The following is a 25,471-nucleotide window of genomic DNA, read 5'->3' as shown; positions in this document are numbered from 1 at the left end:
TCCAAAGATGGACGACCTCCTTTTTATTTATCCAACACTTTGAACACGGCCAATTTGTCCATCTTGTAATCGAACTTTAATTCCGTACGTATGTGTTTCTGTATTTGTTAAAACATCTTTCACAACACCACTCACTGTTTTACTATAATCTTTATCCAATTGAATAACTACATGTGAACCAACCGAAATTTGTGATCTTGTCGGTTTCCCACCTGTTGCTTCTGTTGTTTTTTCTTGTTTCTGTGTTCTCTCTTGTTGCGCCGACTGCTGTTGCTGAATCTTCTGTTGCTCTTCTTGCTTACGTTTCTCTTCCTCTACTCTTCTTTGTTGCTCTTCTTGCTTACGTTTTTCTTCTTCTACTCTTTGCTGCTCTTCTTGCTTACGTTTTTCTTCTTCTACTCTTTGCTGCTCTTCTTGCTTACGTTTTTCTTCCTCTACCCTTTGCTGCTCTTCTTGCTTACGTTTTTCTTCCTCTACTTTTTGCTGCTCTTCTACCTTCTTATCTTCTTCAACTTTCTTCTCATCTATTTTCTGTTCTTCCGCTACCTTCAGCTTTTCCTCTTCATCTTTACAAGCTGTTAAAACAACTACACATAAGCCCGTAAGTAAAAATAATAATAATTTTTTTAACATTAAAAAATCCTCCTATATATATATTACAAATAATGACCTTTAATAGAATAACAAATATGTATGAATCCCTTTGTCGTAATTTGTCGTATATATTGGATTTTCCATGTAACACTACATGCTCCAAATAGAGAAGAACCTGTCGTATGACAGGTTCTTCTCGTTATTTATTAGGATACGATGATTAGCATGTTTACTATACAAGAGGAAGCATCCATATTTTCCATATGATACTTACGATTACTATAAGTACAAAATCAAACAAATCTAATCTCGGACCCTTTTTCATAGTCATGTCTAGCCACATATAAATCCATTTCATTTCCTTATATTTATGAATATTTTTCTTTGCGAATCGGTAAGTAAGCACTTACATGATGTAAATTCCAATTACGCAAATAAGCAATAAGATGAGAAATTCAAACACAAAATTCCTCCCTATTTTTGAAGCGTTCTTTCTACTATATGGTTCTTCAAAACCCATTCCTCAAACTGAGCACTTCCAAATTCCCAGCTCAAATCACGAGCATGTACAGAAAAAACGTAATAACCGGCATATTCGTCCATAAACATCCCTGCCCCTACATCATCTTTTTGAATACCGTATACTCCAAAATTAAAATACACATCCCACACGTCTTCATGCTTCCTCTTATAAGCAATCGATTCCATATCACATTCAGTTCCGAAATAATCAAGATGTAAATGTACGCTATCATCGTATTCGTAATCCATTTTATCACCCCTTATATTTGTACTTCTTTACTACCCAAAAAATTCCTGCTATATATACTCACATATGGGCACTTACCTACATATTATGCTTGTAGATTGACTTCTAGGAGGTGTCGTATAGTGAAAAAATTAATAACCGTTTTTTGCATCATGTTACTAGCTGTTTTCACATTCGCTGCTTGTAGTAGTACAAAGGAAAGTACGAAAGAACAAGCTCAAAAAATTCGCGTTGGCGAAGTTACACACTCTCTTTTCTACGCACCATTATATGTTGGAATTGAAAAAGGATTTTTTAAAGATGAAGGCTTAAATATTGACTTACAAACAACAGCTGGCGGAGATAAAACGATGACCACCCTTTTATCTGGCGGAATTGATATTGCTCTCGTTGGTTCAGAAACGTCTATTTATGTTCATCAACAAGGAGCAAAAGATCCTGTCATTAATTTTGCACAGCTTACACAAACAGATGGCACATTTTTAGTTTCCCGTAAAAAATTAGACTCTTTTAATTGGAACGACGTAAAAGGCGTTACGTTTTTAGGACAGCGTAAAGGCGGCATGCCGCAAATGGTTGGTGAATACGTTTTAAAGAAAAATGGCATTGACCCTCGCAAAGATACGAACTTAATTCAAAATATCGAGTTTGCTAATATTGCAAATGCCTTTGCATCTGGTACGGGAGAATTTGTACAGCTCTTTGAACCGACTGCAAGTATACTTGAAAAAGAAGGAAAAGGTTATATCGTCGCGTCTTTCGGAGCTGAATCTGGTACTGTCCCTTATACAACGTTTATGGCAAAAGAAAGTTTCTTAAAGAAAGATAAAGCTGCTGCAGAAAAATTCACGCGCGCACTATATAAAGCGCAGCAATGGGTTGATACACATAGTCCAGAAGAGATTGCCGATGCCGTTTCACCACTATTTAAAGACACTTCAAAAGACATTTCAGTAAAAGTAATTGAGCGCTACAAAAAACAACATTCTTATGCGACAAATCCATTATTAGATGATGCAGAATGGAAACAACTCCAAACGATTATGAAAGAATCTGGTGAATTACAAAAAGAAGTTCCACATGAAGCGCTCGTCAATACAAAAATTGCCGAAAGCGTTATTAAGAAATAGAGGCGAAGTGTATGAGCTTTTTACAAATACGTAACGTTTCTCACTGCTTTTTTGCAAAAGAAAATGCCAAACTTATTCTTGAAGATATGAGTTTGCAAGTAGACGAAGGCGAATTTATTTCAATCCTTGGTCCAAGTGGTTGCGGAAAAACAACGCTCCTCTCCATCATCGCAGGTCTACTCGATCCAATTGAAGGTATCGTATTTTTAGATGGTGAACCGATTACAACTAAGACCCCCTCTATGGGCTATATGCTCCAGCAAGATTACTTGTTTCCGTGGAAAACAATTGAAGAAAATATTATGCTCGGACTTCATATTCGGAAGGTTTATGATGAAAATACGAAAGAACATACATTAAAGCTTTTAAAACAAGTCGGCCTATATGATATAGAACAGCAATACCCTCGTGAACTATCCGGTGGTATGCGCCAACGTGCTGCACTCGTTCGAACATTAGCGACCGACCCAAAAATTTTATTGTTAGATGAACCATTTTCCGCTCTTGATTATCAAACAAAATTAAAACTAGAAGATCTCGTCTTCACATTACTACGTAACTATAAGAAAACATCCCTACTTGTGACACATGATATTGAAGAAGCAATTGCGATGAGTGATCGTATTTATTTACTGCAGGCGAACCCTGGAAAAATCGCAAAAACATTCATCGTCCCAGAAAGTATCCGTTCCTTATCGCCGTTAGAAGCACGCCACCACCATGACTTCCCATCCCTCTTCCAAGAAATATGGAAGGAGCTGGAACGACTTGGATAATATAAAACAACTACATGAACAGTTTCGAAAAAAAGAAAGACAACATGCATGGTTAGCTCGCTCTTTACAACTTGTACTTCTTGTTCTTTTCTTTGCACTATGGGAAATAGCTAGTAAAAAAGAATGGATTGATCCTTTACTCTTTAGTTCTCCTTCAAGTATTTGGGATCTCTTTTTAACGAAATGGATTGACGGTTCACTTTGGGTCCACATATGGACGACATTACTTGAAACAGGAGTGGGTTTTATTCTCGGAACTGTACTTGGAGCTATTATTGCTACTCTCCTTTGGTGGATGCCACTTTTGGCCCGCGTACTTGATCCTTATCTCGTCGTCCTAAATGCAATGCCAAAAGTCGCACTCGGTCCAATCATCATTGTTATTTTCGGTCCAAATATTTCATCCTCTATCGCAATGGGGGTAATCATCTCTATCATCATTACCATTCTCGTTATTTACAGCGCATTTCAAGAAGTCGATTCCAACTATATTAAGGTCATGGACACATTTGGCGCAAATAAATGGCAATGCTATAAGCACGTTATTCTCCCTTCATCTTTCCCTGCAATTATTTCAACGTTAAAAGTGAATGTTGGCTTATCATGGGTCGGTGTTATTTTCGGGGAACTCCTCGTTTCTAAACAAGGACTTGGCTATTTAATTAGCTACGGATTCCAAGTCTTTAACTTCACACTCGTCTTGCTCAGTGTATTGCTCACTTGCGTCCTCGCAACTCTTATGTATGTATTTGTCGAGGCATTTGAAAAACTCCTTATTGGAAAACGAAAAAAAAGCTGACTTAGAGCGATACGCTAGAGTCAGCTTCTTTCTTCTACCTTTTATCACATATTTTCGAATCATCTGCAATATTCCCATTAGCAACCGTAACTGTATGGAAACAATCTTTCACACGCACCGTAACGACATTATCTTTTCGATCAATAATATGATAATCATTAAACTCTTTATTTAATGCACTACGAATTTGCTCCCCTTCAAAAATCGGAAAACCGTGAGACATTACCCAAATGAGACCAGCCACAGCAAGAATCGTTTTCATACGTTTCATTACCTCCTCGAGAGTAAACTTATAGCCCCTATACTATGCGCATTATAATTGTGTCTAATTTGTGACGTTTTTATACTAATTCTATTTTAATGATTCAGTTCCTTCTTCTTTTTTTAAAAAAGACAGAATTTTCAATTTTATCAACATGAAGAAACGCAAAGAACTACAATTCTTCACGTTTTCCCTTGGCTAAAATATATCGAACACATAATTCGCATTAGTGTCCACTTGGTTGTTCCATCGTTTTCGACACATCATATAACCCAGCTAACACTTCCGCTCTCATTTTTACAAGCTCGGAGAATTGATAGAAGAAGGCAATTTTTTTATATTTTAATTCTGTTCCTTCTTTCACCTTTTTTGAATCTTGTAAAATAAACGCTGTAAATGTATCCGCAATATCCTCTGCTACATTTGTCGTCCCATACAGTGAAACAAACTCACCATGCTTTTCCTTAAAAAATTCAATTTGAGCTTCTTCGCTTTCTTCCACTTTCTTTTCTGTCCACTCCTGGTCAATTGGTTTCCAGAAAGAATTATAAAATTGATTTATATAAGAGCTCTCCTTCGCGCATCCTTCTTGTAAGAAAAGAGATTTACATTTATTTTGGTATGATAAAATATCTTTATCTTCTTCAAAAGCCTTTAAGTACTTTTCATTTACTGGTATTTGTTTATGTCCCAGCGTCAATACGTGAGCCGTCTCATGTATTAATGTTTTCATCACTTGATCGATATTTACTGCAGAATCAAGCGTATCTAAACTAATGGTCCACTCTTTCGGATACTCCATACTTGGCATAACATGAGCCACAATTCCATCGTATCCATCTGTTACCATATCAAACTCTTTTATGTCAGTGCGATACTTAGCAGGAATAAGCGTGCTATACATCTCCCATAACGATTCATGATAATCCCTATCTTGACGTTGCTTTAATACTTCTTCTTTCGCGTCCTTATCCTCCGCAAAAGCCTTATTCAATCGTTTGCGATCTAGTTTATCGAAATAAGGATCTACAATTTCATCACCATCGATATAATAAGAAGCTAAAAAGAAATAATTTTCATCATCCTTTTTTTTCATTTCTGCTTCTTTCATATCGTTACTTGAATGTCCTTCTAAATCATAATCCTCTAGTACTTCAAGTTCTGAAAGTCCATCTATCTTTTTATATACTTTTTGAAGTGTTTTATCACCTATTTGTGTGCATTCTTCTGTCGTTTCGCACACATCTTTTTTCTCTCTTTTCGAAGTTTGCTCCGACATATCACATCCAGCTACTAAGCCCGTTGAAATCATAAAACACATTAACTTGCCATACAGTTTCTTCATACGCACCTCCATTATTCCATTCTACAAAAATATCATAATCATTTTTTAACGAATATGCGATAATTAATTATAAAAGCTGTATGGAGGTTTCCCATGATTCGAGCAGTCTTATTTGACTTAGATGGAACACTATTAGATCGTCGCCAATCTCTAGAGCAATTTATTCGCGATCAATATAATCGCTTCGCCTTTCATTTGATAAACATAGAAAAATTCGAGTATTGCTCTCGTTTTCTCGAACTCGACAATAATGGTTACACGTGGAAAGATAAGGTATATTCCACTCTCCTTTGCGAATACAACATTACCACTTTAACGCAAGAGCAACTGCTACACGACTACATTACAAACTTCCAACATCATTGTATTCCTTTCCAAAATATGCATGAACTACTTCAACAATTAAAACAGCGAAACATTAAAATTGGTATTATTACAAACGGCTTTACTGATTTTCAAATGAACAACCTCCGAGCACTAAACATACATACGTATACAAACACAATTTTCATTTCAGAAGCAGAAGGAATTAAAAAACCACATCCTGAGATTTTCGAACGAGCTTTGCAAAAGCTAAACGTAAAAGCAGAAGAATGCCTTTACGTTGGAGACCATCCAGAAAATGATGTGCTTGGTTCTGAACAAGTAGGGATTCTTGGCGTTTGGAAGAGAGATTTATTTGGGGGTGACTTTGAACATTCACGTGTGGTGGATGATTTGTTGGAGGTTCTTTCATTTTTAGAGGTGGAGGTAAAAACAATACAATAGTAAATAAATTATATCAGCGATTTTTCGAATATATCGACCGCAACTCCAAATATATCAGCGATTTTTGAAATATATCGATTTACCGACAAAAAGTGACAATAGTAAGTGGATACTTTCATTCCAAAATGCCTCCCTAAAAGTAAAGATATATTCACACCTTTTTTGGGTATTTAATCAAAAAAAGAAACCGGCCACTTTACTTCGTAAAACAGCCGATTTCTTCTATATGTTTCATCGTACGCGCTAATACATCATCGCGCATAATAAAGCTAAATTTTCTATCAGTTTTAATATTATCAGGAATGTCTTTTAATAAAACAGACCCTTTCGTTTCTTCGTAATGCGTATGTTGCTCTACCGCACTAATTGTTGCAAAATAAATGTTTTTAATGATTATTTTGTCTTTTCCGGATACTTTGTATTGCCCTAAGTAAGTTAAATCAGAAACTATGCCGCCGGTTTCCTCATGAACTTCTCGAACTGCCGCTTCTTCCGGTGTTTCCCCGAGTTCTACTTTACCACCTGGAAATTCAAGACCACGGCGTAAATGATGCGTTAATAACCATTGATCCCCGTACCGGCATACAACCCAAACATGCTTTGGCTCAGGAGAAAATGGGTAACGTTCAAACGATAATTGTACAGTGTTGTGGTAATAATCTTTAAATTTGTACATGCCATTACTCCCCTATTGATGATTACAAGTTTTTCCTACCACAAATTGTAGCATATTCTCGCTTTTCTGCATAATATTATCCAATTACAATCCATTGATTATTCCCATTTGTGCGACTAATTCTTTCGTTTCATGATTCCCTAGATCATAAATCATTTTATATGCCTTTTGTAGTTGTTCATCATATCGATCATTATTCGAATCGTGATGATACTCAACGAATGGAACGTGAGAGCGTACATACGAACCTAAGTCCTCTTCATACGCTTGATCAAAATACTCTCTTAACTCCGTAATCTCTTCGTCATTTGCATAAATTTCAAAATTATACGTATCCGCCGTCTTCACTTGCGAAATTTGACCATTTCCAACTGATATATAATATGTTTTTTTATTCTCCATGTAACACCCTTCTTTCATCCTTTTAATTTCTATTGTTTTCATCAATTACAAAATTATGTAAAATAAAGAAAAGGAGGGATTTCATGCTCAAAATATTAATTATCGGCATTATAATCGTACTGATCATATTAGTACTCTCCGTTATGACGATTAATAAAGGCTACGCATATAAACATTCTGTTGATAAGCCCGAAGATAACCCTTACTCGAAAAATAATAAGGAGGAATCATAGTATGCTTCGTATACTTCGCATCGCACTCGCACTCACTGTGATAATTATGTCGGCAATTGGGCTCTATACAGGTCAAAATAACTTTCTACCACTTTCACAATTTCTATTAGGAGCTTTAATGTTTCTCATCGCAATTGAGCAAATAAAAAAGAAGGATTCAGGAACCGGATTTATTTGCATTGTTGCTGGAGCATTCTCTTGGATTGTTCTCATCATTACATACATAAAATAGAGGAGGGTCTTTTATGCTGAAAGGATTACGGATTACTTTATCACTTATTGCTTTATCTATAGCAATCTATAGCTTTTTTACTGGTAATAGGGAAATCATGCCTTATATGTTCATCTTTTTAGGGGGGATGGCTTTCATTATTAGTATAGAGGAAATCTTAAAACAGCAAAAAGGTGGTAGCATACTTGCTCTGTTAGCAGGGGCTGTTGCTTTATTTCTTGGCTTCTCAGAAATATTTCGATAAATGGTCTCTTTAAAGGAGGAATTCGATGCTAACTGGAATACGCTATTTTTTCATGCTTCTCACAATCTCTCTTTGCACTTATTCTCTTGCTACCGATAATTTCACACTTCTCCCATACATGCAATTTGCTCTCAGTTGTTTCTTTATTCTTCTAGGAATTAATGAACTGAAATCCGGAAGAAAATCAATGGGTATCTCGCATTTTTTCGTTTCTATTCTTATGCTCTTCATTGTAATATCGAACTACCTTCGTTACATGTAGAATGAAACTTTAAATACCAACTACGAACTGTTATTACATTGAAGGCTAATTTAAAACTACAAGAAGATAGGTGGTAGTATGCTAAAAACATTTCGCATCATATCCGCTCTTATTGTCATCTCTCTCGCTCTATATGGAATATCTACAAACCCGCTTGTTACGATGCCCTATATGCTTATTGCCTTATCTATTATGACTTTCATCATGAGCGCAGAAGAAAAACAGAAAGGAAAGAAAGTACATAGTACACTCTCCTTCTTTTCTGGCGTATTTACTTTAATCGTCGCTATTATAATTATTATCTCCAGGTAACTAACTCTTTCTACTTAAAAGGGGCTAAAATGCACATAAAACAAATACAACTAATCATCGTTTTTATTACTTTGATTCTATGTTTATACAGTACATTTACAATGAACTTTCAAATCTTTTCACCTACCATTTGTATGGCATTTTAGTAGGCATTGAGATGATTCAAAAGCAGTAAAAGCAAATTGGAGCTATTAGCATCGGTTTAAGTATGTTTACCATTATTTTTGTCATTCCATTTATACTGTTCTTCTAAAGGAGGATTTCATGTTAAAAAACATTCGAATTATAATAGCGACTATCGCTCTTATTCTCGCCCTATTTAGCCTCTTTTCAAACTTCTCTATGCTTTTACCATTCGTATTTATCCTTTTAAGTATTATGTTTATCCTTTTTGGAATTGATGAAATAAAAGAGCGGCAAAAAGCAAAAGCATTTGTTTATTTTCTCGGTTCTGCCTTTATTTTATATGTTGGGGTGTCTAGTCTACTTTCATAAAAAAGAAGAGCAGATTTTGCTCTTCTTTAACTCACTACTTTCAATCCAATAATCGTCCCCATAATTCCAACGATACAAATAATCCGAAAAGCATTTTTCGGCTCTTTAAAAAATAAAATACCGACAACCGCTGCACCGAGCGTCCCAATTCCAGTCCAAACTGCATATGCAATTGATAACTGAATTTCTTGGAGCGCCATCGTTAAAAATTGAAAACTAATAATAAATCCACCTATTAAAATAATATTATTCGTCCAATTATTATCTTTTGTTACTTTCTTTATCCCAATTACACCGACAATTTCAAAAAGCCCAGCTATAATTAAATACATCCACGCCATTTTATTTCACCTCTTCCTTGTCGCCACTAAATTTCAATCCGATAATAAATAGTGCTAATAAACAAACAAGGAAAATTTTAATAAACGAAAATGGCTCTTTAAAATATAAAATATCTACTACTATCGTTCCCACTGTCCCAATTCCAGTAAATACTGCATATGCCGTTCCAATTGGGATTCTTTTAGTTGCTTCAATTAATAGATGAAAACTAACTAAAATTGCAATAAGTGTCAAAATGCTCATCGAATTTGTTTTTAATCCTGTTGCCCAATATATTTCAATTAAGCCTCCAAATACTAAATACAGCCACGCCCTATTTGTACTAATCTCCTTTTTCTTTTTCACTTCTTCTTTTACCTCTTGTCGTGTTTCTTGCTTTAGCGAACTACGTTTCTTTTTCGGAAAAAAGATATACGACATCGCCCAAATAAAATGAATAATGAGCACCGATGTCCAAACACTGATAATGGTATTAACAGTTGCATTTTTATAAAAGCCTATTTGTTTATTCAAAATCCATTCTTTCATATGAAGAATATAAGATCCACTTGGTAACTCTTGAGCTGGTACAAGCCCTATTAGAAAAATAAATAAAAGCTGCGCAAGAATGAAAATGCCCACATGTTTATAAAAGTATTGCCGCTCTAATCGCGCGTGCTCCTTTCCATATAGCTTCTCTTTTTGCATAGCTGTCATTTATCTTCCTCCTTTTTCAAATAATAATCTACCATTTCATCTATATACTTCATTGTTTCCGAATCAAGTCCATATACTTTTGCAATCTCCCCCTCTTCAGGTCTAATTAATTCCCAATACTTATTTATTAATTGTTCATCTTCTTGAAATATATGCATGGAAAAAGCCACTACTTTCTCCGCCAATTGTTGAACTTCTGGTGAATCTACTGGTTCATTTATACGCTCGCGAATTTCTCTTAATACTTGCAGCCACTCTTTCGTTCTTTTATCGTTTTCTTCAAATGTTGGTAAGCCCTGAATAATCTGCTGCTCTTCCTCATTAAAATATCTTTTCCAAAATTTCTCCCTCTGATCAATTCCCTGTACTGATTTTATAAATAACATTAAATCTTCTGTTCTAAGCTCTCCTGTTAATTCAATGGAATGAAATGTTGTATATAGTAGCTTTTCTAAATCCTGTAATCTTTTTACTTCCCCTTGTATTGTTTGAATTTCATTTTGAATCGCATTTTTCCATCTTCCTTCTTCTGAAATCCCCTTTTCTTCTTTTAATACTTCTTTTATTTCTGAAAGCTTAAAACCAAGCTTTTTAAAAGTTGTGATTTGCTGCAATGTAATTACATCATCTTTTGAATAGTAACGATATCCTGAATCAGCAACATAAGACGGTCTTATCAATCCAATTTCCTCATAATATCTAAGTGTTCTCGTCGTTACATTCGTTTCTTTTGAAATTTCGCCAATGCTATACTTATCCATCATTTCCTCCCTTTACTTACTTTATTTATCCCTACTATAAACTTTGACGTATACGTTAAAGTCAATACTCTTCATAACATACATTTCTACAAATAAAAAAACTGCCCTTTCACAGGCAGTTTTTTTATTTGTAGGCAATAAGACTCTCACCCACTGATTAAAGTATCACTTTATCCAAACACTTTCTCAAGTTCATCTTTATCTTGGCTTAGCCAGAAGTTCATTAAGCGTTGTGCTCCTTCTAAGTCGTGAAGCTTCGCTTGGCCACATTGTGTTTCATTTGCAGCTGGAATTTCTGTAATTTGAACCGCATCTTTTAATGTTAGTTCTAATAAATCAATAATTTCTCGAACCGTTGGTGTTCCGCTTACTACAAGATAATATCCTGTTTGGCAGCCCATTGGTGAAATATCGATAATATCAAAATGCGGATAACGATCAATATATTTACGTAAATTAAATGCTAATAAATGTTCTAACGTATGAATAACATCTGGTTTCATTGCTTGTTTATTCGGTTGGCAGAAACGAATATCAAATTTATTTACAATACCGTCACTACCTACATTGTGGACTCCGCAATGTCTTACATAAGGCGCCTTTACAATCGTATGGTCTAATTCAAAGCTTTCTACTGATGGCATACAACATCTCTCCCGCTTTTAATTTAATTCCGTTATATCCAATATGATATAACGGAAATCGACATTAGTAAAGAATTATGTACTGTCGTGCTATAATACTTTAAGACTATGCTGAAAAGGGGACCATTATGAAACAGATTTTTATCGGTATTATACGCTTTTATCAAAAGTTCATTTCTCCGATGACACCGCCAACGTGCCGCTTTCATCCGACTTGCTCTCATTATGGATTAGAAGCGTTTCAAAAACACGGTGCCTTCAAAGGATTTTGGCTTACATGTAAGCGTATATTAAAATGTCACCCTTTCCATCCAGGAGGATTTGATCCTGTCCCAGATAAAAAGGATGACAAAGTAAATTCTTAATTTTCGTAACCATTTACAACTAAATCTAATTTTCCTGTGTCAGGATCTATAACAAGACCGTGAACAGGTACTTCTTCCGGAAGTAACGGATGGTTGCGAAGTATTGACACACTATGTTCTACACTTTCTTCTACACTAGAGAACCCTTGTAAGAATCTTTCTAAATCGATTCCAGAATAACGAAGTGTATCTAATTTCTCTTCTGTTACGCCGCGCTCTTTCATTTTTTCAATTGTACTGCTTGCTTGAATTTTTGCCATACCACAATCATGATGACCGACAACACATACTTCGTCAGCTCCAAGCTCATATACAGCGACTAAAATACTACGCATAATACTTCCGAATGGATGTGAAATAACAGCGCCTGCTACTTTAATAATTTTCACATCACCGTTACGCATATTCATTGCTTTCGGTAATAATTCAACAAGACGAGTATCCATACAAGAGATAATTACCATCTTTTTGTTTGGAAATTTCCCTGTTTCATACTCTTCGTATTTTTTCTCTTCAACAAATTTTTCATTGTATTGTAAAATCTCTTCTAATGACTTCATAGTAAAGAACCCTCTTTTCTCTCATTTACACTACATATATAGTGTACCAAAATTTGAAAAACTCAAAAAGGATATTGCTTTATAGTAAAAATAGGATATTTTCAGATAATCGACATAATTCTTTCAAAATATACACACACCTTTGTAACAAGTCTCACATACTTTAAACGTTTTTTCACTATAAACTGATTGTAGATAATGTAAAAAAGGAGTGAATATTTATTATGTCCGACGTTCTGTTACTAAGTCGTTTTCAATTTGCAATTACTATTTTTTATCACTTTTTATTTGTACCTTTGACAATCGGACTTGTTATTTTAGTAGCATGTATGGAAACTCAATACGCCCGCACATTGAATCCAACATACCGCAAAATGGCAAATTTCTGGGGAAAACTTTTTACAATTAACTTCGTAATGGGGATTATAACTGGGATTACGATGGAATTCCAATTTGGAACAAACTGGTCTGAGTACTCCAAATATATGGGAGATATTTTTGGATCACCTCTCGCAATCGAAGCACTCGTTGCCTTCTTCTTAGAATCTACTTTCATGGGAATATGGTTATTCGGTAAAGACAAAATCTCACCAAAGTTCCGTGCTTTCTGTATGTGGATGGTTGCACTTGGAACAAATATTTCTGCCCTTTGGATTATTACAGCAAACGGCTTTATGCAAAACCCAGTTGGCTACGTCGTACGTAACGGCCGCGCTGAATTAAATGATTTCTGGGCTCTTGTTACAAATCCATATGCATGGAATATGTTCTTCCATACTGTAATTGGTTGTTATATTGTCGGTGCTTTCTTCGTTATGGCAATTAGTGCATATCATTTATTACGTAAAAACGAAGTTGAATTCTTCAAAAAATCATTTAAGTTTGGTTTAATGTTAGGTTTATTCGCTGCAACAATTACACCATTTATGGGCCATCAATCTGGTGTATCAGCTGCTAAATATCAACCAGCAAAAGGAGCTGCAATGGAAGCTGTTTGGGACACTGGAAAAGGACAAGGTTTCTCAATCATTCAAATTCCTGATGTAAAAAATGAAAAGAACTTTGAATTCCTTACTATTCCAAAGCTCGGAAGCTTCTTCTATACAAACTCATTTGATGGCGAAATTGTTGGTTTAAAAGATATCCCGAAAGATGAACGTCCAAATGTTAACCTCGTGTACTATAGCTTCCGCTTAATGGTTGCACTTGGCATGTTCTTTATGGCATTAACTTGGTACGGTTTCTATTTAAACCGAAAAGGAAAACTAGAAAACTCAAAACGTTATTTAAAAATTACAATGTGGTCTGTTTTACTTCCATATATCGCAATTAACGCTGGCTGGATTGTCGCTGAAGTAGGTCGTCAACCGTGGACAGTTTATAAACTAATGCGTACAGCAGAATCCGTGTCACCTATATCAGTTCCACAAATTTGGTTCTCATTAATTAGTTTAATATTGTTCTACACTTTACTCTTAATTGCAGACGTATACTTAATGCTGAAGTTCGCGAAAAAAGGACCCGCTGCATTAGAAGAACCTGCTACTGAAGGAGGTACAGCTCATGTCTCATGATATGCTTGCAATTATCTGGTTCGGTTTATGGGGCGTAATTTGGACAGTTTACTTCATTCTTGATGGCTACGCACTCGGTAACGGAATGATTTTCCCATTCGTTGCGAAAGACCGACAAGAACGAAATCAATTACAAGAAGCTATCGGCCCGTTCTGGGGTGGTAATGAAGTATGGTTAATTACAGCTGGTGGCGCAACATTTGCTGCCTTTCCAGTCACATATGCAAATATGTTTAGCTACCTATATACACCACTATTTTTAGTATTACTTGCACTATTTGCTCGTGCCGCTGGACTTGAATTTATGCATAAAGACGATTCACCAATTTGGCAAAAAACTTGTAAATGGGCGTTTACAATTGGTAGTTTCCTAATCGCCTTCTTATTCGGTGTTACATTCGCTAACCTGTATTACGGGCTGCAAATCGGAAAAGATGGTTATGAAGGAACTTTACTTAGCTTACTAAACCATTATGGTATCTTAGGTGGTCTTTTCTTCACTGCTATATTCGTCGTATCTGGTGCCCTTTGGATTATGATTAAAACAACTGGCGAAGTATCTGATCGTGCTTATAAAATTGCAAGACCATTTTCAATGGCAGCTGCTATCATTTTAGCTATCTTCTATGTCGCAACTGCAAATCGTACAAATTTATTCCAAAACTTCACGGAATATCCTGTACTATTCATTCTTCCAGTACTTGCAATGTTAATGAGTGTACTCACACTTATTATGGTGTACAAACATAAAATCGGCCTTGCATTCACATTCGTTTGCTTAACAATCGCAATGTTTATGACAACTGGTTTTGCAGGTATGTTCCCAAGAATGTTACCATCTCGTATTAACGACGCTTATAGTACAACGTTATACAACGCAGCTGGTAGTCAATTAAACTTAAAAATTATGTTCTTCGTTGCAATTGTCATGGTACCAATCGTTATTGGATATCAGCTTTGGAGCTACAGCATATTTAAAAATAAAATTCATAAAGACTCTGCTAAAGGATATCACTAAAATGAAAAAGACACTTCGCTTGAAGTGTCTTTTTTTACGTATGATTTTCGATAAGATGTTACATTTCTAATCTAACAACTATGATAAAGAAGAATCACTAACAGCTCACAACTAAATTGTATCACAGGGCAAGCACATCATTTTATGCAATTTTACATATAAAAATTATAACGTAGATTGAATTACTTGGTCATTCACATCGTTATCCGTTACATCTGCCGTACTAATACCACTGAATGTCCTCACATTTAGTCCCGTATTTGAAGATCCAGATCCATTATAAGCTTTCGTTTTTTCAATTGGATGTACGTTATATTTATCACCTAAGTTAATTGTCCCGTTACAATTCTCAATAATAACCCCTTCCACAATAGCTGGCATTTTATCACCTACTTTCATTTCGTTACTTTTATTTTATGAACATCGCCTACAAAAATAGCATGTTTCAATAAGAAAAAGCACTCAAATTGAGTGCTTTTTCTCTAAGCATTAATGGCAAGTTTGGAGACAGTTGACTTTTCCAAAAATTTATTAGGGGTAATATTTTGAAAAAGAAAGCCTTTCATATTTAACTTAACACCACTGGAATATATAGTAAATTGATAATATTTATACGGAAGATTGCTAATGTTTAGTATAGATAGTTTGCACTACGTTAATAGTGGAAATTATCTATACTAAGAAACAAAAAGACGCCTTTCAAGAAGACGTCCTTTCCCCTGTTTATATATACCCCATCCCGCTTTTTGTAAACACACACTAGAAAACAGAATCATGAATTGTTACAAGATTGTTAGGTACAAAAGAGTAGAGGTAAATATTAATATAAAATTCTGCTTTATAGCGTGTATCCACAACTTATATTTTAATCCTCTTCCCTTGAAAATAAACATAATATGCATAATTACATACCAAAAAGAAAAAGACACTCCACAGAGTGCCTCTTCAACCATTTTACTTTTAATATATCACTTTGAATACATTTTACCATATTTAACTATATCGGTTATTGAGAAAATTCGAAATCGTTATTTTTTTATCAACATCTTCAAAATCATGTAATATTAAGGATGCAATAAAACATTATACAAATTGAGGTGTACTATATTTATGTTTTTCGGAATCATTCCTCTTATATTGTTTATTATTTTTCTTATCTCTTACTTAAAAGATCCACGAAAAATAATAAATGGCTTTTTATTTAATGCCTTTTTCTGTTCATTTCTATTATTTTGTGCAATCGCCTCGTTTGCATCTGGTAGTAACACTTTACATTTCATCGTTATTCTACCCATGTTAGCTCTACTTTTCATGATACCTTTTGGCATCGTTGCTCTAATGTTTGGACTATTTCTTAATGCGAGAATCTTGATGAGGCGTGAAGGAAGACGCTTTACAAACTCTTTAACTTTAATTGCTGCTTTAGGGATTTTATTCTGTGTACTAATCCCTATCATAAATCCAGCAAGTTTATTCTCAGAGCATTTTCAATTTATTTTTGCTGCTATTTCTCTTGTAACTATGTATTTCTTTATACATTTATCTAACTTCTTAAGCGCTTATTTTCTATACCAATTCAATAGACCGAGACGTAATCAAGATTTCATCATCGTTCTTGGTAGCGGCTTAATTAATGACAAAGTGCCACCCTTACTTGCAAGTCGCATTAATAAAGCAATCGACTTTTATTGGAAACAAGCCGCTGTGAATACACCACCAACAATCATTTTCTCTGGTGGGCAAGGGCCTGATGAAGGTCTTCCGGAAGCAGAAGCGATGCAAAATTATGCTGTTGAAAAAGGAATTCCGCTTGAACATACGGTACAAGAAAATCGTTCTGTAAACACATATCAAAACATGTCGTTCTCTAAAGAAATTATGGATTCTTTAAAACCAGAAGGTAAGTATAAAAGTATTTTTACAACGAATAATTTCCATCTTTTCCGTGCTGGCATATATGCAAGACAAGCTGGCCTTAATAGCCAAGGAATAGGATCAAAAACAGCCTTTTATTACTGGCCTAATGCAATGATTCGCGAATATGTCGCAATTGTCGTTATGGGGCGTAAGCGCCATATGAAAATATGTGGAACTATTTTAGGTTTCGCTTTATTCCTAACAGTCGTTAGTTTTATACTTTCTTAACAAAATCCCATCCTTTAAAAGGATGGGATTTCTTATACGAATTTCAAAAATATTTTAATGGTAATATGGTGATAATATCCCCTGCATACATCCATTAAAGGAGAATTTTTTCAAATTAAATGTTAAAATGGAATTTAGGTGTGAATTACGTAACAAATAAGAAACTAGTTTGAAACGAGGAAATTACATGAAGAAAATTGTCAAGAGTAAGCCCAATAAGCTGAAAATCGCTTCAAAAGCTTTGATGATTATTATTGGGGCATTTATCACAGCGTACGGATTAGAATCGGTATTAATTCCAAATAACGTATCAGACGGTGGTGTGACTGGTTTAAGTATCGTTAGTTCAAGATTATTTGGATTGCCATTAGGAGCTCTAATCGCAGTTATTAACATTCCTTTCGTTTGGTTAGGATATAAACAAATTGGTAAAAGTTTTGCAATTTATTCCATCATCGGGATTGCTTCATTAGCAATAGGTACCGTTGTCATGCACGGAATACCAATTATTATTGAAGGTGATACATTACTCGTTACAGTTGTTGGTGGTATTATTATCGGTTTCGGTATGGGACTAGCATTACGTAACGGCGGCGCATTAGATGGAATCGATATGCTAGCTGTATTACTTTCTCGTAAGTTACCTTTTGGAACAAGTGACCTTATTTTATTCTTAAATATGTTTGTCTTTATTTTTGTTTCAACAGTATTTGGTCTTCAAGGGGCTATCCTTTCGGCAATTGCTTACTTTATCGCTTCGAAAGTGATTCATATCGTTGAAGTTGGTTTAAGTGGTTCGAAAACATTTAAAATCATCACGAAAGAGCCTGAATTAATGGTAGAAACAATTCGCGATCGTTTAGGCCGAAGCGCAACGTATAACGAAGTATACGGTGGTTATTCAAGAGAGAAATTCAAAGAAATTTCTTGTGTAATTAACCGTTTAGAAGAAAGTAAAATGAAGGACCTGATTAATGAAATCGATCCTAATGCCTTTATTACAGTTTATGACGTAGCTGAAGTAAAGGGCGGTAACTTTAAGAAACGTGATATTCATTAATCATTATGAAAAAAGAGGGTGTGCCAAAATATTGGTACACCCTCTTTTTATTATGAAGTTGGTAAATCGATATTCCTTTTCGAATCGTTGATATATTTTGAGCTACGATAGATATAATCGAAAAACCGTTGATATATTTTACTCCCCCCATCTTCCCCCGCTTTTAATCCAATCGACGTACTTTTGAAAGGCGGGCACTTCATGCTGAAAGCGAAGCGGAACATATAGAAAGAGAGTACATGTACACAGTATCCATAGAATACCTACTATAAAGTGAAACTATAATCAGTGGGGGTTTTGTTCATCCCCCACTGATTATTAGTTGAACCAATCGGGCGTTTACGGGCAGTTGATCTCCCACCTAACTTCTTTGCTCCAGCCGAATTTTGAGGTGGGAGTTTTACTGCCCGTTAATGCGGGATAAAGTGAAATTTCATCGTTGTGCTAATAAACAAACTGAGGAATAAGACGAGGAACATAATCAAACTAAACCTTTTATATATACTCATAATAATCTCCTCCTTATAACTTAATTGTACCAGCTATAAGGAATTAATTCCCATAATAAAAAGACCGAAAAGCAAATTCCACTTTTCGGTCTCTATACTATCTTCTCTTCATAATTTTCCCTGAACCGCCAACCCTTGTTTTCGGGGGCGACGTATTCTTTGGTGGGGTTTTAATGGATGATTTCGGCTTCACATCAGATCCACTCGAGCCACCCGGATTTTTCGTAATTTTCCCTTTGCTTCCGGTAGAAGGCGGTGGCGTCGTTTTACTTCCTTTTTCCGTAATACTTCCTTTATCACCTACAGATGATTTCGGATCTACATTATCGCCTCGCTTAATAATAGACCCTTTCCCTTCCTTCGTAATTGGAGGCGGGGTTTTCTTTTCCTCTTTCGTAGGTGGTCTTTCCGGGATCACCGGTTTATGATTTTGTCTGTCATTATATCCGCGATAATCACCGTATGATGATTTGCGTGAACCGAATATATCGTTTAATATACTCCCCATAATATATCCTTGTAAGAAGGATGGTTGGTAATTTTGACGGACAAATTCTTCATTGCTTATTTCAATTAACGTATCAGATGGTTTCTCTTTATCCTTTTGTAAATTATACATTTTATCAGAATAAACGAGGAACATTTGATTTTCGTCTTCTTTAGATGCTTGCTTCGGTTTCCTTTCGGCTATAAGTTCCTTTGCAACTTCAGGAACTGACCGATTGGCGGCCCTATACACGTAAGATTCTTGTTTACCATCCTTTGCGACAGACTCTAGTGGGTAACGGTCCTGAATTGACTTCGCCTGACCACTTTGACAGCCCGATAAAGCATAACCGGCAATAACAAGTAATGTAACGATAGCAAGTATAGGGATTACGAACGATTTAATCATGGTAAACAATCGGTTTGACATGATTACGCCCCCCTTATGTTGCTCTTATGATTTGTACATCAGCAGGAATAATTACTTCTCCCTCATACATCATTGTGCGACCATTTTGCCATTCAACACGTAATAATTTACGGTTATCAGATTGGAATTCCCATACGTACTGTTCTTCTGAAGCAGCAAATGGTGTTTTCCCCATAACAACAACACGTCCATTATATTGTTCTTCCATATGATACTCTATATCATCCATTTCAATCGTCGTCGGAATTTCATCGATTGAATCTAAACGACCATCAATCGGTGTATACAATTTGTAATACGTATTTTCACGGTCTTCGATTTTCAAATAACGAATATCTTTCCCATCCTGCAAAGTTAAAATAATCTCCTTGCGAGAATGCATGCTCGTTTTCCCAGTTAATTCGTACATGACTAACGAGACTTCAATCATATCGCCAGGAGCCAACGTTAAAAGACTCTTTTCTGGCTTCGGCGGCTCCGGACTCTTCATTATATTTTTAATACGTTTAAATAAACTCACAATCTACCCCTCCTTTTCTCTTTATAAACAAGCACCTAAAATAAGTGCACCAACGATATGTAATGAACCAGCTAACAACGCATGTGCTAAGCTGCCTTCTTTCGTTCCTTCTTCTAAATCTAAACCAGACATTTTCTTTAACACAAACTCAATGAACATTTCTACAATTAATAAAATAACGAATGAAACTGCTGAGGCAAGAAGCGCTTGCCATAAGTCATTCGCTTTCGTTATAGATTGAGATAAAATGTACCCTTGCGCAAATAATTTCATAACGAAACGCGTTGTCACTGCTGTATTTCCATTTTTCATTTCTTTTAAATCATTGTATTTTGTAAAAATCGAATCAACCCACATAATTGCAAATAAAAGTACCGCACTCGCTCCAGTCCATACAAGCATAGCTAAAACATTCATCCACGTCATTACAAAACCTCCTCTAAAAAAGTAAAGTGAAACTTTAATCAGTGGGGAGTTTTCCATCCCCTACTGATTATTAGCCTTCACCAATCGGGCATTTACGGGCAGCTCGACTCCCACCAACCTCTCTGCTTTCACAAAATGTTGAGGTGGGAGTCTTACTGCCCGTTAATGCGGGGTAATAGAAAACCGACATGAATTCTCTTCAGACATGTCGGTTTCTTTGTCTATTCTATATTATTTCTCGTACTGCTTCATAATACGAGCTAATTCATCGTCAACAACAGAATTTTTGTTTAAGCTTGCGAATTCATCATCTAACGACTTTTCTTTCTTGTAAATTTCACCGCTTGCTTCTGCTTCAGCCTCTAATTGAAGTGCTTTCTCTTCCATACGGCTTAAACCAGCTTTTGCTGAATTTGAATCAAATCCAGACATCGCCTGATTAATATTCTTTTGTGCTTTCGCTGCATTTACACGTGCAACAAGTGTTTCACGTTTATTTTTCAGCTCTGTTAATTGCTTACGCATTTCTTCTAGCTTAAGACGAAGGTTATCAGCAGCTGCTTTGTTTTGCTCATAGCTCGCTTTATACTCATTCATCTTTTGCTCTGCATTTTGTTTTTCTTCAAGAGCACGACGCGCAAGATCTAAGTTGCTAGCTTGAACAGCCATATGAGCTTGCTCTTCACGTTTTTTCACAAGTGCTTCTTGCTCTTCAAATAATATTTTGAATTTCTTCTCAAGTGCAATTTGAGCTGCTACACTTTTCTCAGCTTCTTGTACATCCGCTTGCATATCGCGTAAATATTGATCCGTCATCTTAACTGGATCTTCAGCTTTTTCAATTAATGAATACACATTCGACATTGTTAAATCTCTTAATCGTTTAAATACAGACATCCAAATTCCTCCTATGATATACCTCATATTTCAAATTCACTACTTGGAAAATTAAAAATCTCCCTTTTCAGTAAGAATATTCATTTTTACAACCTATGTGTTTATTATAACAAAACTAAGATGTCCTTACATGTTATTTCCAAAATACAACTAATATAATATGACATTCCAGATATAATATTGTATTCCTACTATATCCTTATTATTTCTGCCTCCAAAATTAACTTATTTTTGCGCGATTTCACTAAATTACATAATTGTAATGTTACTGTAAGCTAACTCGATAGTTACGTTTCAATATTTCTTATACACTAATACCAGAAGCAACGGAATAGCAAAAAAGCTTCTCATACTGTAAGGACTAATACAAAAACTGTATTTACTATAAAACATATAAAAAGGAGAAATCATCATGAAAAAATTAGTAGGAATCGGGCTAGCAGCAGCAATTTCATTCGGAGCATTATCAGGTTGTTCTTTATTAGGAGAAAAAGCGAACGGCTTAGTATTATACGGAACGGAAGATCAAGTTCAGCAAATCGCAGATAAAAACAAAAAAGATGTAAAAGAAAAAGATGTATATAAAATGAAAGTTGCAACACTTGAAGGTAAAAAAGTACTTGTAATGGATAAGAAAACTGGTGAAGAACTCGTTAAGAAAGAACTACTTAAAAAAGTCGATAAAAATGATGACACAAAAGCAATTGATAAGTTACCAGCTGTAACAGCAGAGCAAGGTGTATTATTTGCAAAAGAGAAAGTTGAAAATGCTACACTTGATGGAGCGAAATTAAAATATGAAGGTAACACAATTATCGGTGACGGCCGTTCTTATGGAGATATGTTTGCCATCGTTGATGACGCAGCATATGGAAATGTAAAAGGTGAAGAAAAATCTGTAGGTATTCTAAAATTTGATAAAGACCCTAGCAAAGAATTACCTGGAGCAAATGGAGTAGAAGCATCACAACTTGTAAAAATTAAAAAGTAAACAAAAAAGCTTTGCGAATTTCGCAAAGCTTTTTTCTATTTCTGAGCAATTTGCTCCATATCTGGACTACAAGTTTGCGACTGACATGACTTACTTAAAGAGCATGCTGCGCATTTTCCCTTTTTACTTCTCTTTACAAAATTAACTAACGTATATGCTGCATAACCAAAAATGATAGCTCCAATTATAATATTGACCATCACCGCGATACATCTCCTTCTAGAATCCGAGTAAGGACCCAACTTGGTATATAATGAGCGTTAATACATAAGCAACAACGAGCGGATAAACGACAGAGAAAACTGTCCATTTCATCGATCCTGTTTCACGTTTAATAACAGCTACTGTCGCTAAGCACGGAACATATAATAAAATAAAGAACATAAATGCATATGCTGATAGCGCAGTATAATGTGCTCCCATTACATTTCCTAGCACATCTTCTTTAACCGCATAAATAATTGCCATCGTAGAAACGACAACTTCTTTCGCTAAAAATCCTGTTAAAAGGGATGCCGCAGCTTGCCACGTTCCAAAACCGAGCGGTGCAAAAAGTGGTGCAATAAATCCACCAATCATCGCTAAGAAACTGTCTCCCATATCAACACCAAATCCTGATGGACCTGCATAGTTTAATAACCAAATGACAACAGAACCACCGAAGATGAATGTACCCGCTTTACGAACAAATCCTTTACCTTTCTCCCACGTGCTCAGCCATAACGTTTTCGCTTGCGGCACACGGTAAGGTGGTAGTTCAATTACAAAAATAGATTTTTCTGCTTTTAAAATAGTAAGAGACATAATTTTTGTAACGAGTAATGCAAGAACAATCCCTGCGATATATAAAGAAAACACAACAGTCGCCTGACTATGAGGGAAGAAAACTCCCGCAAATAGTGCATATACAGGTAAACGTGCCGAACAAGACATAAACGGTGTTACAAGAACTGTAAGTAACCTTTCTTTTTCTTGTTCAATCGTTCTCGCTGCCATAATACCTGGAACGTTACATCCAAAGCCGATAATCATCGGAATAAATGCTTTTCCGTTTAAACCGAAAAACTCCATAATTCTATCCATAACAACTGCAATTCGTGCCATATATCCTGAGTCTTCTAATAATGAAATGAAGAAGAATAGTGCAAAGATTTGTGGAACGAATACTAATACCGCACCAACGCCAGCAATAATACCTTCTGTAACGAGTGCTTGAATAAAGTCAGAAGCGCCAACACTTGTGAGCCGAGCTGTAACCCAATCAGTAAGTTGTCCGCCAAAAAATCCATCAAGCATATCAGATAAAGGTGTACCAATCCACGTAAACGTAACCTGAAAAATAAAAAACATAACTGCTAAAAAGATTGGAAGTCCTAAAATTTTATGTGTAATTAACCTATCAATTTTTTCTGAAAAAGGAATTTTTCCTTCTTTCTCATGTTGCATAACATTTGTTTTTAACTTTTCAATATACGCTTCACGAGTCTTGTAAATGTGCTCTTCCAACGTAAAATCAAGTTTTCCATCTAAACGAGATCGAATGGCTATAAGTTCCTTATAAATTGGTAATGCTTTCATTTCTTTTTCTACTACTTCGTTATTGCTTAAAAATTGAAGGGCTAACCATCTCGGATGCTCATAATTCGCTGTCTCTAAAAGAGCGATTACCTCTCCAATCCCTTCATCCATTTGTACACCATATGAAATAATGAATGGCTTTTTCTCTTTTTGTTTCTCTTCATGAAGAGTAGTAAGTAATTCCTCACAGCCTTTTCCGGTTCTTGCGATGACAGGAACGACTGTTACACCTAATATTTCTGATAGCCGTTTTACATTAATCACAATTCCTCTTTGCTTTGCCACATCAATCATATTTAAACCAATTGAAACGGGCTTACCAAATTCAAGTAATTGCAATGTTAAATGCATATTTCGCTCAAATTGAGAAGAATCCACTATATTTAACATATGATGAAATTCATCTGTTAGTAGAAAATTCGTAACGACACCTTCATCACGTGAAACTGGATTCAAATCATAAACGCCTGGTAAATCAATTAATGTTCCTTGCTTATCTTTTAATTTACCAACCTTCTTTTCTACTGTTACACCGCTCCAGTTTCCTACATATTCATAAGAACCAGTAAGTGCATTAAATAATGATGTTTTCCCTGTATTCGGATTCCCTAGCAAAGCAACCTTATTCACGCTAATTCCACCTTTATCATTTTCGCGTCACAATGACGAATACTAATTAACTGTCCACGACACTCCAATGTACAAGGACCTTTAAACATCGCTTTCTGTTTCAAGCGAAGTTCGCTTCCTTCCGCGAGACCGAAAGCAGCTAGTCTACGCTTTAATAACTGATCTAAAGACTGAATACTTTTTACTAACACTTTCTCGCCAATTTTAATATCTACTAAGCTCATAACCTTCCCCCTCAGAAGAGAATGATAATTATTTTCAAAAAAATTATATCACACTCTATTTCACTTGGACTATATCTTTTTGCTTCATATTTATTAACATTTCAATACAATTATATTTCAATAATTGTCATACAAAGTATGTTTGCCATTCTCATCCATTTCACTTACAATAAACAATAACAAATAAAGAATCTCGTTATCACAGGGGGAGCCTTACCGCTGAGAGGGAACAATTCGTTCCGACCCTTTGAACCTGTTAGTTAATGCTAACGCAGGAATTGTGCAAACGTCCGAAATACACACCTCTTTTTTTATT

The 25,471-nt window shown here is 35.4% G+C and carries 34 protein-coding genes, 1 pseudogene and 1 riboswitch; of the genes and pseudogenes, 16 read left to right on the top strand and 19 right to left on the bottom strand.

All coding sequences use genetic code 11. From position 1 onward, the window contains the following. Positions 1 to 27 precede the first annotated feature (27 nt). Both AC0IXC_RS07900 and AC0IXC_RS07895 read right to left on the bottom strand, forming a co-directional pair. Positions 28 to 633, bottom strand: coding sequence for a YwbE family protein (locus tag AC0IXC_RS07900; RefSeq protein ID WP_471652798.1), 606 nt, complete (start codon positions 631 to 633; stop codon positions 28 to 30). Positions 634 to 1,068: 435 nt separating this feature from the next. Continuing rightward, the gene (locus AC0IXC_RS07895) at positions 1,069 to 1,365 is read right to left on the bottom strand and encodes a DUF3986 family protein (RefSeq protein ID WP_002112440.1); all 297 of its coding nucleotides are present in this window, start codon (positions 1,363 to 1,365) and stop codon (positions 1,069 to 1,071) included. Between the two features lie 120 nt (positions 1,366 to 1,485). Here AC0IXC_RS07895 and AC0IXC_RS07890 point away from each other — a divergent pair, with 120 nt between their 5' ends. From AC0IXC_RS07890 to AC0IXC_RS07880, 3 genes are read left to right on the top strand one after another with little or no spacing between them, the layout of a single operon-like run. After that, positions 1,486 to 2,493 (top strand): ABC transporter substrate-binding protein, encoded by a 1,008-nt coding sequence (locus tag AC0IXC_RS07890; protein ID WP_002089139.1) that lies wholly within the window; start codon positions 1,486 to 1,488, stop codon positions 2,491 to 2,493. A gap of 11 nt (positions 2,494 to 2,504) precedes the next feature. Next, positions 2,505 to 3,269, top strand: coding sequence for an ABC transporter ATP-binding protein (locus AC0IXC_RS07885; protein ID WP_016102906.1), 765 nt, complete (start codon positions 2,505 to 2,507; stop codon positions 3,267 to 3,269). Continuing rightward, on the top strand, positions 3,262 to 4,068 hold the full coding sequence (locus tag AC0IXC_RS07880; RefSeq protein WP_002138764.1) for an ABC transporter permease: 807 nt from the start codon (positions 3,262 to 3,264) through the stop codon (positions 4,066 to 4,068). The genes AC0IXC_RS07885 and AC0IXC_RS07880 overlap by 8 nt, the downstream gene beginning before the upstream one ends. A gap of 34 nt (positions 4,069 to 4,102) precedes the next feature. Here the strand turns inward: AC0IXC_RS07880 and AC0IXC_RS07875 are convergent, their stop codons facing one another. Next, positions 4,103 to 4,330 carry a hypothetical protein gene (locus AC0IXC_RS07875; RefSeq protein WP_060750083.1) on the bottom strand — a complete coding sequence of 76 codons (228 nt, stop codon included), beginning with the start codon at positions 4,328 to 4,330 and terminating at the stop codon, positions 4,103 to 4,105. A gap of 226 nt (positions 4,331 to 4,556) precedes the next feature. Beyond that, positions 4,557 to 5,675, bottom strand: a complete 1,119-nt coding sequence (locus AC0IXC_RS07870; protein WP_471652797.1) for a recombinase family protein — start codon at positions 5,673 to 5,675, stop codon at positions 4,557 to 4,559. A 93-nt stretch (positions 5,676 to 5,768) separates the two neighbouring features. Between AC0IXC_RS07870 and AC0IXC_RS07865 the strand changes: the two genes are divergently transcribed. Then, entirely contained in the window at positions 5,769 to 6,443 is a 675-nt protein-coding gene (locus tag AC0IXC_RS07865; RefSeq protein WP_471652795.1) for an HAD family hydrolase, read from the top strand. A 196-nt stretch (positions 6,444 to 6,639) separates the two neighbouring features. Here the strand turns inward: AC0IXC_RS07865 and mutTA are convergent, their stop codons facing one another. Both mutTA and AC0IXC_RS07855 read right to left on the bottom strand, forming a co-directional pair. After that, positions 6,640 to 7,119, bottom strand: coding sequence for an antimutator 8-oxo-(dGTP/GTP)ase (gene mutTA / locus AC0IXC_RS07860; RefSeq protein WP_002015736.1), 480 nt, complete (start codon positions 7,117 to 7,119; stop codon positions 6,640 to 6,642). 84 nt (positions 7,120 to 7,203) lie between these two features. After that, positions 7,204 to 7,521 carry a hypothetical protein gene (locus AC0IXC_RS07855; protein ID WP_002089150.1) on the bottom strand — a complete coding sequence of 106 codons (318 nt, stop codon included), beginning with the start codon at positions 7,519 to 7,521 and terminating at the stop codon, positions 7,204 to 7,206. 83 nt (positions 7,522 to 7,604) lie between these two features. Between AC0IXC_RS07855 and ytzI the strand changes: the two genes are divergently transcribed. The 6 genes and pseudogenes from ytzI (at position 7,605) to AC0IXC_RS07825 (ending at position 9,299) form a co-directional block, all read left to right on the top strand. Beyond that, entirely contained in the window at positions 7,605 to 7,754 is a 150-nt protein-coding gene (gene ytzI, locus AC0IXC_RS07850; protein WP_012261873.1) for a YtzI protein, read from the top strand. 1 nt (position 7,755) lies between these two features. Further along, the gene (locus AC0IXC_RS07845; protein ID WP_012261874.1) at positions 7,756 to 7,986 is read left to right on the top strand and encodes a YczI family protein; all 231 of its coding nucleotides are present in this window, start codon (positions 7,756 to 7,758) and stop codon (positions 7,984 to 7,986) included. Positions 7,987 to 7,999: 13 nt separating this feature from the next. Beyond that, on the top strand, positions 8,000 to 8,230 hold the full coding sequence (locus AC0IXC_RS07840; protein ID WP_002089156.1) for a DUF3953 domain-containing protein: 231 nt from the start codon (positions 8,000 to 8,002) through the stop codon (positions 8,228 to 8,230). A gap of 340 nt (positions 8,231 to 8,570) precedes the next feature. Continuing rightward, on the top strand, positions 8,571 to 8,804 hold the full coding sequence (locus AC0IXC_RS07835) for a hypothetical protein (RefSeq protein WP_002129577.1): 234 nt from the start codon (positions 8,571 to 8,573) through the stop codon (positions 8,802 to 8,804). A gap of 29 nt (positions 8,805 to 8,833) precedes the next feature. Then, a pseudogene (locus AC0IXC_RS07830) lies at positions 8,834 to 9,057 on the top strand (hypothetical protein). A gap of 11 nt (positions 9,058 to 9,068) precedes the next feature. Further along, positions 9,069 to 9,299 carry a YczI family protein gene (locus tag AC0IXC_RS07825; RefSeq protein ID WP_002129579.1) on the top strand — a complete coding sequence of 77 codons (231 nt, stop codon included), beginning with the start codon at positions 9,069 to 9,071 and terminating at the stop codon, positions 9,297 to 9,299. 26 nt (positions 9,300 to 9,325) lie between these two features. Here AC0IXC_RS07825 and AC0IXC_RS07820 read toward each other — a convergent pair whose 3' ends face one another. From AC0IXC_RS07820 to luxS, 4 genes are all read right to left on the bottom strand, one after another. Next, positions 9,326 to 9,640, bottom strand: a complete 315-nt coding sequence (locus AC0IXC_RS07820; protein WP_137076407.1) for a DMT family transporter — start codon at positions 9,638 to 9,640, stop codon at positions 9,326 to 9,328. 1 nt (position 9,641) lies between these two features. Further along, positions 9,642 to 10,337 (bottom strand): DMT family transporter, encoded by a 696-nt coding sequence (locus tag AC0IXC_RS07815; protein WP_080448092.1) that lies wholly within the window; start codon positions 10,335 to 10,337, stop codon positions 9,642 to 9,644. After that, complete coding sequence (locus tag AC0IXC_RS07810; RefSeq protein WP_341087212.1) at positions 10,334 to 11,098, bottom strand: MerR family transcriptional regulator; 765 nt, start codon at positions 11,096 to 11,098, stop codon at positions 10,334 to 10,336. The genes AC0IXC_RS07815 and AC0IXC_RS07810 overlap by 4 nt, the downstream gene beginning before the upstream one ends. A gap of 170 nt (positions 11,099 to 11,268) precedes the next feature. Continuing rightward, positions 11,269 to 11,742, bottom strand: coding sequence for an S-ribosylhomocysteine lyase LuxS (gene luxS / locus AC0IXC_RS07805; protein WP_001141371.1), 474 nt, complete (start codon positions 11,740 to 11,742; stop codon positions 11,269 to 11,271). Positions 11,743 to 11,870: 128 nt separating this feature from the next. Here luxS and yidD point away from each other — a divergent pair, with 128 nt between their 5' ends. Further along, positions 11,871 to 12,107: a membrane protein insertion efficiency factor YidD gene (gene yidD, locus AC0IXC_RS07800; RefSeq protein ID WP_002112460.1), complete on the top strand. Its 237-nt coding sequence runs from the start codon at positions 11,871 to 11,873 to the stop codon at positions 12,105 to 12,107. Here the strand turns inward: yidD and AC0IXC_RS07795 are convergent. Then, the gene (locus tag AC0IXC_RS07795; RefSeq protein ID WP_002089163.1) at positions 12,104 to 12,667 is read right to left on the bottom strand and encodes a beta-class carbonic anhydrase; all 564 of its coding nucleotides are present in this window, start codon (positions 12,665 to 12,667) and stop codon (positions 12,104 to 12,106) included. The genes yidD and AC0IXC_RS07795 overlap by 4 nt on opposite strands. Before the next feature lie 224 nt (positions 12,668 to 12,891). Here AC0IXC_RS07795 and cydA point away from each other — a divergent pair, with 224 nt between their 5' ends. Together cydA and cydB are read left to right on the top strand one after the other, a co-directional pair. Next, positions 12,892 to 14,241, top strand: coding sequence for a cytochrome ubiquinol oxidase subunit I (gene cydA, locus AC0IXC_RS07790; RefSeq protein ID WP_012261878.1), 1,350 nt, complete (start codon positions 12,892 to 12,894; stop codon positions 14,239 to 14,241). Further along, entirely contained in the window at positions 14,231 to 15,259 is a 1,029-nt protein-coding gene (cydB, locus tag AC0IXC_RS07785; protein ID WP_002129586.1) for a cytochrome d ubiquinol oxidase subunit II, read from the top strand. Before cydA ends, cydB begins: the two co-directional genes overlap by 11 nt. 165 nt (positions 15,260 to 15,424) lie before the next feature. Here the strand turns inward: cydB and AC0IXC_RS07780 are convergent, their stop codons facing one another. Next, positions 15,425 to 15,658 (bottom strand): spore germination protein, encoded by a 234-nt coding sequence (locus AC0IXC_RS07780; protein ID WP_286676699.1) that lies wholly within the window; start codon positions 15,656 to 15,658, stop codon positions 15,425 to 15,427. A 711-nt stretch (positions 15,659 to 16,369) separates the two neighbouring features. On the opposite strand from AC0IXC_RS07780, the gene AC0IXC_RS07775 reads away from it, so the two are divergent. Next, positions 16,370 to 17,404, top strand: a complete 1,035-nt coding sequence (locus tag AC0IXC_RS07775) for a YdcF family protein (protein WP_215590280.1) — start codon at positions 16,370 to 16,372, stop codon at positions 17,402 to 17,404. Positions 17,405 to 17,591: 187 nt separating this feature from the next. Then, a complete protein-coding gene (locus tag AC0IXC_RS07770) occupies positions 17,592 to 18,464 on the top strand; it encodes a YitT family protein (protein ID WP_012261882.1) in 873 nt (290 codons plus the stop codon). A 606-nt stretch (positions 18,465 to 19,070) separates the two neighbouring features. On the opposite strand, the gene AC0IXC_RS07765 is transcribed toward AC0IXC_RS07770, so the two are convergent. From AC0IXC_RS07765 to AC0IXC_RS07750, 4 genes are all read right to left on the bottom strand, one after another. Then, positions 19,071 to 19,889, bottom strand: coding sequence for a DUF4247 domain-containing protein (locus tag AC0IXC_RS07765; RefSeq protein WP_002129590.1), 819 nt, complete (start codon positions 19,887 to 19,889; stop codon positions 19,071 to 19,073). 13 nt (positions 19,890 to 19,902) lie between these two features. After that, entirely contained in the window at positions 19,903 to 20,409 is a 507-nt protein-coding gene (locus tag AC0IXC_RS07760) for a DUF4178 domain-containing protein (protein WP_002015752.1), read from the bottom strand. Between the two features lie 21 nt (positions 20,410 to 20,430). Beyond that, positions 20,431 to 20,835 (bottom strand): DUF350 domain-containing protein, encoded by a 405-nt coding sequence (locus tag AC0IXC_RS07755; protein ID WP_002015753.1) that lies wholly within the window; start codon positions 20,833 to 20,835, stop codon positions 20,431 to 20,433. A gap of 231 nt (positions 20,836 to 21,066) precedes the next feature. After that, positions 21,067 to 21,732, bottom strand: coding sequence for a PspA/IM30 family protein (locus tag AC0IXC_RS07750; RefSeq protein WP_002015754.1), 666 nt, complete (start codon positions 21,730 to 21,732; stop codon positions 21,067 to 21,069). Positions 21,733 to 22,144: 412 nt separating this feature from the next. On the opposite strand from AC0IXC_RS07750, the gene AC0IXC_RS07745 reads away from it, so the two are divergent. After that, complete coding sequence (locus tag AC0IXC_RS07745) at positions 22,145 to 22,723, top strand: lipoprotein BA_5634 family protein (protein WP_044443882.1); 579 nt, start codon at positions 22,145 to 22,147, stop codon at positions 22,721 to 22,723. Positions 22,724 to 22,758: 35 nt separating this feature from the next. On the opposite strand, the gene AC0IXC_RS07740 is transcribed toward AC0IXC_RS07745, so the two are convergent. The 3 genes from AC0IXC_RS07740 to AC0IXC_RS07730 are packed head-to-tail and all read right to left on the bottom strand — an operon-like array spanning position 22,759 to position 25,155. Then, positions 22,759 to 22,926 carry a FeoB-associated Cys-rich membrane protein gene (locus AC0IXC_RS07740; protein ID WP_033708410.1) on the bottom strand — a complete coding sequence of 56 codons (168 nt, stop codon included), beginning with the start codon at positions 22,924 to 22,926 and terminating at the stop codon, positions 22,759 to 22,761. 16 nt (positions 22,927 to 22,942) lie between these two features. Continuing rightward, positions 22,943 to 24,931, bottom strand: a complete 1,989-nt coding sequence (gene feoB / locus AC0IXC_RS07735; RefSeq protein WP_471652794.1) for a ferrous iron transport protein B — start codon at positions 24,929 to 24,931, stop codon at positions 22,943 to 22,945. After that, on the bottom strand, positions 24,928 to 25,155 hold the full coding sequence (locus AC0IXC_RS07730) for a FeoA family protein (protein WP_000060512.1): 228 nt from the start codon (positions 25,153 to 25,155) through the stop codon (positions 24,928 to 24,930). Before AC0IXC_RS07730 ends, feoB begins: the two co-directional genes overlap by 4 nt. Positions 25,156 to 25,349: 194 nt before the next feature. Continuing rightward, a riboswitch (TPP riboswitch) is annotated at positions 25,350 to 25,451 on the top strand. Positions 25,452 to 25,471 lie beyond the last annotated feature (20 nt).

Source organism: Bacillus sp. AC266 (assembly GCF_979253805.1).
The sequence above is the reverse complement of the archived record's forward strand: the minus strand, read 5'-3'. Positions and strand labels throughout refer to the sequence as shown.